The organism is Streptomyces sp. OR43, from assembly GCF_008042275.1.
GTDB lineage: Bacteria > Actinomycetota > Actinomycetes > Streptomycetales > Streptomycetaceae > Streptomyces.
Window position 1 is genome coordinate 1,004,172 of sequence record NZ_RDBK01000043.1, and the last position, 12,318, is coordinate 1,016,489.

The following is a 12,318-nucleotide window of genomic DNA, read 5'->3' on the forward strand; positions in this document are numbered from 1 at the left end:
GTGCGCGCGATCTCGTCCAGGTACATGCCGACCAGGTCGCGATCGGCGATCTCCCCGCCCACGGCGCGAACACTGCTTGCCCGGTTGGTCCCGCCGGTGGCGGACGAACGACGGGCGACGGCACGGGTTGCCATGCGTGCTCCCTTGCTGAGTAGGTCGCGACACCCTTTCGGGTGCCCTGCATCCGATGGAAACAACGACTGGAATCCGGACAGAATTCCCATGACCGGCATTCATTTTCGCGATCATGCAGTACCCTGTCGCGCCAAAGGGGGAGGGCACATGCCACAACGGGGCACGGAAGTGCAGGTCAGGGCGGGCGTCGAGAATGATCTGGTCGCTCTGACGGACATCTACAACCATTACGTACGTGAGACCGCCCTCACATTCGACGTAGCCCCCTTCACCCCCGAGCAGCGCCTGCCCTGGCTGCGCTCCCATCCTGAAGACGGCCCGCACCGGCTTCTGGTTGCTCAGGACGCCCATCGCGCGGACGGCGGAAGCGGGTCCGGCCCCCGGATCCTGGGCTACGCGACCAGCAGCGCGTTCCGCCCCAAGGCGGCGTACTCGACCTCCGTCGAGGTGAGCGTCTACTGCTCCCCCGACGCCACGGGACGCGGCATCGGCACCCTCCTCTACACGGCGCTCTTCGAGGCCCTCGCCGATGAGGACCTGCGTCGCGCGTACGCGGGCATCACCCAGCCCAACGACTCCTCGGTCCGCCTGCACGAACGTTTCGGGTTCCGCCCCATCGGTACGTACACGGAGGTGGGCCGGAAGTTCGACCGGTACTGGGACGTGGCCTGGTACGAGAAACAACTCGGACCGCAGACCTAGTACCGGCAGCCGCCCCGCTCGGGACCGCAGACCGTTCCCGGGCGCCCGTGACCCGCCTAGGGCCTCTCGTCTGGATCAGGCGGGGCTCGGTCGGTCGAGCTGAACCCGCCGACGCTCTGAGCCGGGGCCCGTACGCGAAGCCTGGGCCCGTACGGGAAGCCTGGGCCTGCGCGGAAAAGCCGGGGCGCGCACGGAAGCCGGGGGTCGTACGGAAGAGCCGGGGCGCGTTCGGGAAGCCGGGGCGCGTACGGAAAAGCTCGTCTCAGCCGAACTGCACCGAGCGCTTGGCCAGCCCCATCCAGAACCCGTCGATCACGCTGCGCCCCCGCCCCAGCTCCTGCTCCGCGGCCCCGAGCGTGACGAAGAGCGGGGCGAAGTGTTCGGTCCGCGGGTGGGCGAGGTGGCCGGCCGGGGACTTGTGCTCGAAGTCCAGCAGCGCGTCGACGTCCTGCGCCTGGAGCGCGCGGTGCCCCCAGTCGTCGAACTCCGCGGACCAGCCGGGCACACCGCCGCCCGTATGCCGCAGCGCGGCCAGGTTGTGCGTGAAGAAGCCGCTGCCGACGATCAGGACGCCCTCGTCGCGCAGCGGCGCGAGCTTGCGCCCGATGTCCATCAGCTTCTGCGGGTCCAGCGTCGGCATGGAGATCTGCAGGACCGGGATGTCGGCCCCGGGGAACATCTCCACCAGCGGGACGTACGCCCCGTGGTCGAGGCCGCGGTCCGGGATGTCCTGGACCGGCGTACCGGCGCCGCGCAGCATTTTGCGGACGCTCTCGGCCAGGGCGGGGGCGCCCGGCGCGGCGTAACGCACCTGGTAGTAGTGCTCGGGGAAGCCCCAGAAGTCGTAGACCAGCGGGACCGTCTCGGTGGCTCCCAGCGCGAGAGGTGCCTCCTCCCAGTGGGCGGAGACCATGAGGATGGCGGTGGGACGCGGCAGACCGGCGGACCAGGCGGCCAGTTCGCCGGGCCAGACCGGGTCGTCGGCCAGCGGCGGGGCGCCGTGGGAGAGATAGAGGGCGGGCATGCGCTCCGCGGTGACTGTCATGACACTCCCCATCCACTGCTACTCAAGGTAAGTCTTCTACGGGGCCTTCGACAGGAACTTTTCTTTAATCTTCAAGTTCCTATCCCTGGAGACCTTAGCTCTATCTAGTTCAACTTTCAAGAAAAGGTCGTACAGTGGAGTACATGACCACGGCATCCACCGGTGGGCCGCGCTGGCTCACCGACGAAGAACAGCGCGTCTGGCGTGCGTATCTGCACGCCACCACGCTCCTGGAGGATCACCTCGACCGCCAGTTGCAACGCGATGCCGGCATGCCGCACATCTACTACGGACTGCTCGTCCAGCTCGCCCAGGCGCCCCGCCGCCAACTGCGGATGACCGAACTGGCCAAGAACGCCAAGATCACCCGCTCCCGGCTCTCGCACGCCGTCGCCCGGCTGGAGAAGAGCGGCTGGGTGCGCCGCGAGGACTGCCCGTCCGACAAGCGCGGCCAGAACGCGGTGCTCACCCAGGAGGGCTACGAGATGCTCCGCCACTCGGCCCCCGGCCACGTCAGCGCCGTACGCCAGGCGATGTTCGACCGGCTCACCCCCGAGCAGGTACGCGCGCTCGGCGAGATCATGCAGGTCATGGCGGCCGGGCTCCAGCCGGAAGGCTCCGACGCGGACCTCCCCTGGCTCCGCTGACCAACGCCGCACACGTCTCTACGCGCACCCCCACACGCCCCCGCCCCACGCGCGTCCGCGCAGGCACCCCGCACCCCCGCCCCCGCACGCGCCTCTGCCCCGGTTCCATGGATACGGAACGAAGCGAGCTCTGCCCCGGTTCCATGGATACGGAACCGGGGCAGAGCTCGCTTCACGCCCCGTCACGCGTGCGACGGAACCTCACGGACGGGCGCTCAGTGCGCGACGACCGGGATCTTGAACTCGTCCTCGACGCCCTCGGCGTCACCGGAGCCGGTGCCCCCGGACGTCGTGGTGACCGACGGACGGCCGGCGTTGATGAAGGTCCCCGCGATCGCGGCGGCCACCACCAGGATGCCGACGGCCCACCAGATGGCGCCGGTGAAGCCGTGCACCATCGACTGGAGCTTCAGCTGCTCCGGGTCGGTGGCGCCGAGCGCGGCGTGCGAGGTGGCGTACGCCGTGGCGGCCGAGGCGGCGATGGTGTTGAGCAGCGCGGTGCCGATCGCACCGCCGACCTGCTGCGAGGTGTTGACCATCGCGGAGGCGACACCCGCGTCACGCGGCTCGATGCCGTGCGTGGCCAGCGACATGGCGGGCATGAACGCCGTCCCCATGCCGAGACCCAGCAGAAGCTGACCCGGCAGGATGACCGCCGCGTAGGACGAGTCGATCTCCAGCTGCGTCAGCAGCAGCATGCCGACGCCCGCGAGCAGGAAGCCGGGGGCCATCAGCAGACGGGCCGGGACCCGCGTCATCAGCCGGGCGCCGATCTGCGTCGAGCCGGTGATCATGCCGACGATCATCGGCATGAAGGCGAAGCCCGTCTTGATCGGCGAGTAGCCCTTGACGACCTGGAGGTAGTACGTGAGGAACAGGAACAGGCCGAACATCGCGATGACGGCCAGACCCAGCGACAGGTAGACGCCGCCGCGGTTGCGGTCCATCACGACGCGCAGCGGGAGCAGCGGCGACTTGACCTTGGACTCGACCAGGACGAAGGAGAGCAGCAGCACGGCGGAGGCGACGAACGTGCCGATGGTCAGCGTGTCCGACCAGCCGCTGGACTCGGCACGGGTGAACCCGTAGACCAGCGAGACCAGACCCAGCGCGGACAGGACGACTCCGGGGATGTCGAGCGACGAGCGGTTACGGCTGCCGGCCGGCTCGCGGATCACGAAGTACGCACCGGCCGCCGCGACGATCGCGAACGGGATGTTGACGAAGAACGTCCAGCGCCAGTTCAGCGTCTGGGTGAGGAAACCACCGAGGATCAGGCCGACGGCACCACCGCCACCGGCGATCGCCCCGTAGATGCCGAACGCCTTGGCGCGCTCCTTGGCATCGGTGAACATCACCGCGAGCAGCGAGAGGGCCGCCGGGGCGAGCAGCGCGCCGAACACACCCTGAAGGGCACGGGAGCCGAACAGCATGCCCTGGTTCTGCGCCGCGCCACCGAGGGCGGACGCCAGCGCGAAGCCGATCAGGCCGACGACGAAGGTGCGCTTACGGCCCCAGAGGTCGGCGATCCGGCCTCCGAAGAGCAGCAGTCCGCCGAAGGCGAGAGCGTAGGCCGTGATGACCCACTGCTTGTTGGCATCGGTGATGCCGAGGTCCGTCTGGGCATGCGGCAGCGCGATGTTCACGATGGTGGCGTCGAGCACGACCATCAACTGCGCGAGTGCGATGAACGCCAGCGCCTTCCAGCGACTGGGGTCCGGGAGTCGGATATCAGCTGTTTTTGACATGGGAGTAGCCACCTAAGGACGCGCGAGAGCGCGCGAGGTCGTGAACCGTGCGTTCGGTGAAGGCCGGGCGAAAGCGAGAGCCGGACTGGCTGGTCTGGCTGGTCTGGCTGGTCTGGCTGGTCTGGCTGGACTGTGGTCAGGAAGAAAGGGAGAAGGGGGTCGCGGTGTCGCGGACACGCGGCCGGGCGTCCGGTTGAGGAGCCCGGCGCGCTGGTCAGGTCCGGCGCCGCAGGTCCTCCAAGGTCGCCGCCGTTCCGGGGAGTACGGACCGGGCCGGGGTCTCCAGTCCGTCCAGGAACAGCTGGATGTGGCGGTGGGTGAACCGGTCGATGTTCAGACAGGCGATACCCGGCAGCGGCCGGGTGAGCTGGGAGAGGGCGACCAGTACGTCGCCGACGGCGATGTCGGTACGCAGGCGCCCCGCGGACATGGCGCGCTCGACGAGCCCTTCGACGGCCTCTTCGAGGCGCCGGCGCTCGGCGAGCAGTTCGGGATGGTCCTTGTCGAAACCGCCGGACAGCATGGGGCACAGGGCCCCGATCCGTTCGTCGGCCGCCGCGTGCACGAAGCGGCTGAGCGCGAGGAAGGGATCCTGCTCCTCGTTCGCGGCCTCCTCGGCACGTTCGGTGGTACGGGAGGTGACCGCGAGGACGACCTCATGGGTCAGTGCGGCCCGGTCGGGGAAGTTCCGGTAGAGGGTGGCGTTGCCGACGCCGGCGCGGCGGGCGACCTCGTCGAGCGGCACATCGGGGCCGAACTCGACGAACATCTCGCGCGCCGCCGTCACGATCCGCTCCCGGTTGCGCAGTGCGTCGGCCCTCGGTCGGGGCGTACGCGGCTGCGCGGTTCCGGCTGCGGTGCGGGTGACGGTGTCCACGGCGGCGCTCCTTCTCTTCCGGTCTTCGTAACTTCGGCGACCCCTCCGTGTAACCGGGGACCGCCTCCCCGTTTCGCAGGGACACCGGTGCAAACGGGGAAACGATCCCCGGTTATTTCCCGGGCCGATGTGACCTGCGCCACACGTCCTGAAAAGGGAAAAACCAACCGATCGGCGCACCCAACGGGCGGCCCCGCACCGCCCGGCCAATGCTGATCGACAGAGCGCAGTCAGGGTCGGCCGGCTGCCGCGGACCCGAAGGCGCCTCTATGCAGCAGCCCCGCCACCGGATACGCAAGCACCGCCACCCGGTCGCACTCGGCGCGGCAACAGCCCTGGTCATCGCCTCCCTCGCCTCGGCGAGCAGCACCCTCCCCCTGCCCAGCCGGGCCTCCGCCGGTCCGATGACCACCAGCCAGGCGGCGGGTCTCGGCCCGTGCCGGATATCGGCGACCATGGGGGTGCAGATGTCGGAGGGCATGCCCACGCAGCCGGGCTACGCCCGTTCCACCGGCCAGGTCCACGCGCTGAACCTGATGATCGACTTCCCCGACGCGCAGGGGAAGGAGCCGGCCATGGACCGGCTCGCGGAGTTCTTCCCGCAGACCACGGACTGGTTCCGCACCAGCTCCTACGGGCGGCTCACCTACGTACCCGAAGCGCCCGTGAAGACCTGGCTGCGGATGCCGCTGCCGTTCGCGGAGTACGGGATCGAGCGCGGATCACCGTACGAACCGGGCTACCGCCATCTCGTCAAGGACATCGTCGCCGCCGCCGACCCGAAGGTGGACTTCACCGCATACGACCTGGTCAACATCCTGGTCACTCCGAACGCCGGCCCGTCGGCCCTGGACACGGTGCTGTCCGTGACCTTCTCCGGCAACGACGACGCCCCGTACGCGGACGGCGTCCCGCTCTCCAACACGTCCTTCGTCTACAGCCGCCAGGACGACGGCTCGGGCTCGTACGCCCAGACCGGCTACCGCGTCCTGCCGCACGAGAACGGCCATGTGTTCGGCCTGCCCGACCTCTACACGATGGAGGGCGGGGGCTCGGTCGGGCACTGGGACATCATGTCCGAGGACTGGGGCGCCAACAACGACCTGCTGGGCTGGCACAAGTGGAAGCTCGGCTGGCTGGACAACAACCAGATCAGCTGCGCCTCCCGGACCGGCACCAGCGACCACGTCCTGGAACCGCTGGCCACCCACGGCGGCACGAAGCTGGCGTTCGTACCGCTGACCGCGGAGTCCGGCTACGCGGTGGAGGTGCGGACCCAGGCCGGCAACGACCAGGAGGTGTGCCGGCCGGGCGTGCTGATCTACAAGGTGAGCTCGGACGTCGACACCGGCCAGGGGCCCGTGTCGGTCACGGACAGCACGAAGGACAGCAGCGGCTGCACCCGGCTGCCCAACGTCCACGCCGAGCTCTCCGACGCCGCGTTCCAGCCCGGTCAGTCCTTCACCGACCGGGCCAACGGGATCAGCATCTCGGTGCTCGACAAGGACTCCAAGGGCGACTACCGGGTACGCATCACTCGCCTCTGACCGTCTCGCCGGCCACCCCGGCAGGCCCGGCAGGCCCGGCAGGCCCGGCAGGCCCGGCCGTCTCGCCTGTCTATGCCTTCTCGTCTGTTACGGCCTTCTCGGCGCTGTGGGTGCCGTCGGCGCTGTGGATGCCATCGGTGCTGCCTGCGCCGTCGGTGCCGTCGGTGCTTTCGGTGCTTTCGTTGCCGACGGTGCCGTCTGCCTTCGGGCCGACGACGTCGACCCGCCCGTCACGGATCACCGCCAGGTCGCCGGTACGGAACCAGCCACCGGTGAAGGCCCGGCCCGTGGCCTCCTCGTCCTGCCAGTACCCGCGGGCCAGCGCCTGACCGCGGAGCCACAGCTCGCCGGTCTCCCCCTCGGGCAGCGCCCCGCCCGCCGGACCGGCGATGCGCACCTCGGTGCTCGGCGTCGGCCGTCCCGGGCTGCCCGGATGGAGCCGGTACTCGGCGCCGGTGTTCGCCAAGGCCGCGCCGCCGGTCTCGGCCGGCCCGTACCCCCGGTACGGCTCGATCCGCTCCCCGCAGCGTGCGGCCAGCCGTGCGAGCAGGACGTGCGGCGGCGCGGACCCGCCGGTATCGAGCATCCGGAGGCTCTCCGGCCGGTCTCCCGTGCGGTCGGCCTCGGCGAGCAGGTCCAGGGCGGTTTCCGGCGTCCCGGCATAGCTCGTGACGCGGTGTTCCCGGATCAGCCGGAGCGCCTCCTCTGCGTCCCACTCGCCCATCAGGACGACGGCGCCACCTGCCGACATCGCGGCATAGAGGCCGCTGAGCGCGGCGACGTGGAAGAACGGGATCGTCAGCAGCGTGACGGGCGCGGGTTCCTGCCCCGGAATGCCTCCCCGGCCGAGCGCGGAGGCCGCCGCGTGGAACCGCGGGTCGCGCGCGGCGCCCGCTTGGGCGAGCTGGGTGGCGACGACCCCCTGGGGCCTGCCGGTGGCGCCGGGGGCGTAGAGAATCGTCGCGTCGTCCTCGGGCCTGACCTCGACCTCGGGCGGCGCGGCGAGCGGATCGGGCGCCGGCAGGTCCTCGTACCGTTCGACGTGGTCCTCCTGCGCGCGGTGGTGGTCCTCTCCGTGGAAGACGATCACGCGCGCCCCGGTCTTCCGCGCCCAGCCCGCCACCGGCGGCAGCCGTTCGCCGTCGACCAGCAGGACCCGGGGCCCGGAGTCGTCGAGCGCGTACGTGAACTCGGACTCCGTCCACCGCGGGTCCAGCGGAACGGCGACCAGTCCGGCCAACTGGGCGGCCCAGAACGCGATCTGCCACTCCGGACGGTTGCGCATCGCCACCACGGCCCGGTCGCCCGGACGGAGCCCGTACGCATCGCTCAGCCGGCACGCCAGCGCGGACGCGGCGGCGAAGAACTCCCCGTACGCGTAGTCGCGTTCCCCCGAGGTCCCCGCGATCAGGAACGGCCGGTCCGCGAACGCCCAGGTGGGCTCCACGAACTCACGGAGCGTCCTGGGCCCGTCCGCGTATATCAGCGAGCCCGCCTGCGGCCCGTCCTCGGCCCGCACCACGGCGAACGGACCGCCGGGACCGGCCAGCGCGGCGTGCACACGGGCCGCCGCCTCGGCTGCGGCCACGGCTTCGAGTTCGACGTCCGATCCGAGTCCGGCCCCGGGTTCGAGTCCGGCCCCGGGTTCGAGTCCGACCTCCGATCCGAGTCCGGCCTCGGACAGGGGAGTTGAAGGAGGCAAGGGAGGTGTGACCGGGGTCCGACCGGGATGGGGCACGAACGGCCTTTCTGGGCGCATGCTCACGATCTTGGCGACGCTAGGCCCGCCCTCACACACCGTCAAGCCGTCCCGGTCCCTGGAAAGTGCGAACATACCCTGGGGTAACCATGGTCAAAAGCCGCGCACCGAGGCGCGCGCTCAAATGTTCAAGGGGGTGTCCCTCTCCGTGCCGAAGGAGAATCCGGAGTGTCCGTTGTCCCTGCGACCTGCAGCATCCCCCACCCTCATCGGCTCCGTACAGCGCGCCCTTCGGCTCATGGAAGCGGCGGCGGAGCATCCGTACGGTGCCACGGCGAAGCAGCTGGCCCGCCGGGCCCAACTGCCGCTGAGCACGACCTACCACCTGCTGCGCACCCTCGTGCACGAGGGCTATCTGCGCCGGGACCACGGCCAGTACGTGCCCGGGGACGCGCCCCTCGGCCGCGCCGCCGTACCCGGCTCCGACCCCTCGCAATGGCTCAGCAAGGTGGCCCTCGAACTCGACGCCGCCGTCTACCACGCCCTGTACCTGGACGGCGAGGTACGGCTCACCCACGCCGTGCCGGGTCCCTCCCACGCCTCCGTCGAAGAGGACGTGCCCTTCGGGGCATCCGCTCACGCCCACGCCATCGGCCAGTGCCTCCTGAGCCAGCTCGACGGGACCTCCCGGCGGAAGCATCTGGACCGCCACCCGCCCGTCCCGCTGACCCGGAACACGATGACGGAGCCCGAAACCGTCCTCAGCCGCCTGGCCCGTGCGCGCAGGGGCGAGCCCGTGCACGAGAGCGAGGAGTACGCGACGGGCACGGTCTGCGCCGCTCTCCCCATCACCATCGGCGCCATCCCCTCGACCATCGCGTTCTCGCTTCCGGTGACCGAGTCGCACCGTCTGCACAGCACCGCCCAGCGGCTCAAGGCACGCAGCGAGCAAACGCTGACATCGCTGTCCTTCACCGTCACGGGCTGACGCCCCGAGGCCGTGCGCGGAGGAGCCGAGCGGCGCCCTGAAGGCCCGCGGCCGAACCGGTCAGGAATCGAGAAGCACCGGTGGTGGAGCCGCACCTAGCGTGAAGCACATGACCTTCATCGAAGCCCTCACCCTCGAGGTGGCCGACACCGCCGCCGCCCACCGCTTCTACACCGCCCTCGGCCTGGACACCCGGGTGGGCCTGCGCGCATCGGACGCGCCCACCACCGGATTCCGCGGGTTCTCGCTGTCGCTCACGGTCTCCCAGCCGGCCGACGTCCGCAGCTTCGTCGACGCCGCGCTCGCCGCCGGCGCCACGGCGCTGAAGCCTGCCACGAAGTCCTTCTGGGGCTACGGCGGCGTCGTCCGGGCGCCGGACGGAACGATCTGGAAGATCGCGACCAGCGCGAAGAAGGACACCGCCCCGGCCACCGGACGGATCGATCAACTGATTCTCCTGCTGGGCGTCGACAGCGTGACCGCGAGCAAGCGTTTCTACGTCGAGCGCGGCCTCGCGGTGGCCAAGAGCTTCGGCAGCAAGTACGTCGAGTTCGACACCCAGGACAGCCCCGTCAAGCTGGCCCTGTACGGGCGCCGCGCCCTGGCCAAGGACGTCGGCGTCCCCGTCGACGGCACGGGTTCGCACCGGCTGGCCCTCGTGGGCGGCTCCGGCGCCTTCACCGACCCGGACGGATTCGGCTGGGAGGCCGCCTCCGTGACGACCGCGCCCTGACCGGCGGACCGGGCGCGCGGGGCCGGGTGTCGGGCGGGCCACGCGGACCCGCCGGAGAGCAGGGCGCGGGCGGCTTGCCGGGTCGCACCCACGGCGAAGCCCTCGCTCTGCCAGGCGGTCGCGCGCACGCTGCCCCGGTTCCGGTGGGAGCGCACGTTCCGCCTGCGGGGCGCGCCACGAAGACCTGCGACTCCCGCTCCGTACGCCCTACGGAGACCGAACCGGACCGCGGTCGGAACGGAGCGGGATCCACCCGGAAAGAGTGGCCGACATGGCGTTCTCCTCGGAACGGGTGGTCTGCCGACCGCCTATAAAAGCACGGTCGTTCGTGCTAACTTACTGGGCTCCGGATACCGATCAAGGAGCACTGGACATGGTTCGCACGGAAATGATGGTCAGCGCCGCGCTCAACGCCACGTCCCGACTCTCGGGCGGACTCGCGGGCGCCGGCACCTACACCTTGTTCCACATGCCACTGGCCCGGAGCAGCATGCGGGATTCGGAGCGGGAACTGTTCGGCGACGCGCACATCCAGCGACAGAGGGTCAACGGCAAACTCGCGGCGACCTACCGGTGGGGCAACGGCGCAAGGCCCGTACTCCTGGTGCACGGCTGGCAGTCGCGAGCCTCGCGCCTCGCGGACTTCGTCCCGGGCCTCCTCGACCGGGGCTACAGCGTCATCGCCTTCGACGCGCCCGGCCACGGCGACGCCACCGGTCGCAGCACCACGATTCTCGAGTACCGCGACATCATCGCCGGGCTCCAGGACGAGTACGGCGAGTTCGAGGCAGTGATCGCGCACTCGCTCGGCGCCCTGGGGGCGTTCTTCGCGTTGCAGGGCGGGGTGAAGGCGAAGAGGGTCGCCACCATCAGCGGGGTCTGCGACTACGACTACCTGATCGAGGAGTTCTGCTCCACTCTCAGGCTGCGCCACCCACTGAAAGCGCGGCTGCACCAACACGTCGCGAAGAACCTTTTCCCCGGCCTGCCGGCCGACCGGACGCCGTTCTCCGCCGTGAACACGGTGGCGGACCTGGAGCCTCCGCTCCTGATCATCCACGACGAGGACGACACGAGAATCAGCGTGCGGCAGGGACGCCGCCTCGCCGCCGCCTTCGGCGGTCAGGCACGGCTGCTCATCACGACGGGCCTCGGGCACCGCCGGATCCTGGGCGACGCGAACGTGGTGCGCAGCGTCCTGGACTTCGTCGAACACGGGCCGGACCGCTCGGCGGCCACGGACGCCGAAAGGGCCGCAGCCCCGTGATCGCGGCAGGCCAGACCGGCGAACCGGCCCCACATGGGCGGAGGCCCGACCCAACGGATGGCCACCCGACCCGCTGGATGGCGACCCGGCCCAAGGGGCGGAGACCCGACCCAAGGGGCGGCAGCGATCACCCTCACCCCCCGCACATTCTGACCGCACGATCGTCTACCCAATCGGTACGATGAGAGCTCGGCGGCGGCACCACGAGGGTCCGGCCCGGGCGATGGGCAGGGCATGGCAGAGGCACGCACCGACGGGCGGATCGCGCGCGGGAACCAGACGCGCCAACTGGTCCTCAAGCGCGCCGTGGAGATCGCCTCCGTCGAAGGCCTGGAGGGCCTCTCCCTGGGGCGGCTCTCGACCGAGCTGAAGCTCAGCAAGAGCGGCGTGTTCGCGCTGTTCGGCTCCAAGGAGGAGCTGCAGCTCGCCACGGTCGGGGCAGCCGTCAAGATCTACGTGGAACACGTCGTCCAGCCGGCCCGCGATCTGCCGGCAGGGCTCGGCCGCCTGTGGCAGGTGTGCGCCGGCTGGCTCGACTACTCACGACAGCGGGTCTTCCCCGGCGGCTGCTTTTTCTACTCCGTCTCGGCCGAGTACGACGCCCGCGAGGGCAAGGTCCACGACACGCTGGCCGCAGCCCGCACCAACTGGTTCGCCTTCGTCGAACAGACCGTGCACGAAGCGCAGCAGTCGGGCGAGGTCGAGGCGGAGGCCGACGCGGCCCAGCTCACGTTCGAGCTGATCGCACTGATGGAGATGGCGAACGCCGAATCCGTCCTGCACAACGAGTTCACCTGCTACGACAAGGCAGCCAAGGGCATCCTGAACCGCCTGCGCGCCGTGGCCACCGACGCGTCACCACTCCCGGCACCCTGACCCACCACGCACTCCGCCCTCCGCAGCCCCGGGGAAGGAGTCCGCGAGCGGCAC

General features: G+C 70.4%; 11 protein-coding genes and 1 pseudogene. 7 read left to right on the top strand and 5 right to left on the bottom strand.

Annotation, left to right across the window (positions count from 1 at the left end; genetic code table 11):
* Window positions 1-134: pseudogene (locus EAO72_RS22910) on the bottom strand (RNA polymerase subunit sigma); the annotation flags it as partial.
* 148 nt (window positions 135-282) lie between these two features.
* Between EAO72_RS22910 and EAO72_RS22915 the strand changes: the two are divergent.
* Entirely contained in the window at window positions 283-837 is a 555-nt protein-coding gene (locus EAO72_RS22915) for a GNAT family N-acetyltransferase (RefSeq protein ID WP_148019157.1), read from the top strand.
* Between the two features lie 262 nt (window positions 838-1,099).
* Here the strand turns inward: EAO72_RS22915 and EAO72_RS22920 are convergent, their stop codons facing one another.
* Window positions 1,100-1,882, bottom strand: a complete 783-nt coding sequence (locus EAO72_RS22920; protein WP_148019158.1) for a dioxygenase family protein — start codon at window positions 1,880-1,882, stop codon at window positions 1,100-1,102.
* A 134-nt stretch (window positions 1,883-2,016) separates the two neighbouring features.
* Here EAO72_RS22920 and EAO72_RS22925 point away from each other — a divergent pair, with 134 nt between their 5' ends.
* A complete protein-coding gene (locus tag EAO72_RS22925) occupies window positions 2,017-2,529 on the top strand; it encodes a MarR family winged helix-turn-helix transcriptional regulator (protein WP_187285181.1) in 513 nt (170 codons plus the stop codon).
* 215 nt (window positions 2,530-2,744) lie between these two features.
* Here the strand turns inward: EAO72_RS22925 and EAO72_RS22930 are convergent, their stop codons facing one another.
* Complete coding sequence (locus EAO72_RS22930) at window positions 2,745-4,277, bottom strand: MFS transporter (RefSeq protein ID WP_148019160.1); 1,533 nt, start codon at window positions 4,275-4,277, stop codon at window positions 2,745-2,747.
* A gap of 214 nt (window positions 4,278-4,491) precedes the next feature.
* Window positions 4,492-5,154 carry a TetR/AcrR family transcriptional regulator gene (locus tag EAO72_RS22935; protein ID WP_148019161.1) on the bottom strand — a complete coding sequence of 221 codons (663 nt, stop codon included), beginning with the start codon at window positions 5,152-5,154 and terminating at the stop codon, window positions 4,492-4,494.
* A gap of 269 nt (window positions 5,155-5,423) precedes the next feature.
* Between EAO72_RS22935 and EAO72_RS22940 the strand changes: the two genes are divergently transcribed.
* Complete coding sequence (locus EAO72_RS22940) at window positions 5,424-6,701, top strand: M6 family metalloprotease domain-containing protein (protein ID WP_148019162.1); 1,278 nt, start codon at window positions 5,424-5,426, stop codon at window positions 6,699-6,701.
* A 70-nt stretch (window positions 6,702-6,771) separates the two neighbouring features.
* On the opposite strand, the gene EAO72_RS22945 is transcribed toward EAO72_RS22940, so the two are convergent.
* Window positions 6,772-8,289: a class I adenylate-forming enzyme family protein gene (locus EAO72_RS22945; RefSeq protein WP_261991794.1), complete on the bottom strand. Its 1,518-nt coding sequence runs from the start codon at window positions 8,287-8,289 to the stop codon at window positions 6,772-6,774.
* 346 nt (window positions 8,290-8,635) lie between these two features.
* Here EAO72_RS22945 and EAO72_RS22950 point away from each other — a divergent pair, with 346 nt between their 5' ends.
* The 4 genes from EAO72_RS22950 to EAO72_RS22965 all read left to right on the top strand — a co-directional run bounded on the left by EAO72_RS22950 (window position 8,636) and on the right by EAO72_RS22965 (window position 12,264).
* Window positions 8,636-9,388: an IclR family transcriptional regulator gene (locus EAO72_RS22950; RefSeq protein ID WP_261991606.1), complete on the top strand. Its 753-nt coding sequence runs from the start codon at window positions 8,636-8,638 to the stop codon at window positions 9,386-9,388.
* Window positions 9,389-9,497: 109 nt separating this feature from the next.
* Window positions 9,498-10,121, top strand: coding sequence for a VOC family protein (locus tag EAO72_RS22955; RefSeq protein ID WP_148019164.1), 624 nt, complete (start codon window positions 9,498-9,500; stop codon window positions 10,119-10,121).
* A 373-nt stretch (window positions 10,122-10,494) separates the two neighbouring features.
* Window positions 10,495-11,388 carry an alpha/beta hydrolase gene (locus tag EAO72_RS22960; RefSeq protein ID WP_187285182.1) on the top strand — a complete coding sequence of 298 codons (894 nt, stop codon included), beginning with the start codon at window positions 10,495-10,497 and terminating at the stop codon, window positions 11,386-11,388.
* 234 nt (window positions 11,389-11,622) lie between these two features.
* Window positions 11,623-12,264: a TetR/AcrR family transcriptional regulator gene (locus tag EAO72_RS22965; RefSeq protein ID WP_148019166.1), complete on the top strand. Its 642-nt coding sequence runs from the start codon at window positions 11,623-11,625 to the stop codon at window positions 12,262-12,264.
* Window positions 12,265-12,318: the final 54 nt, after the last annotated feature.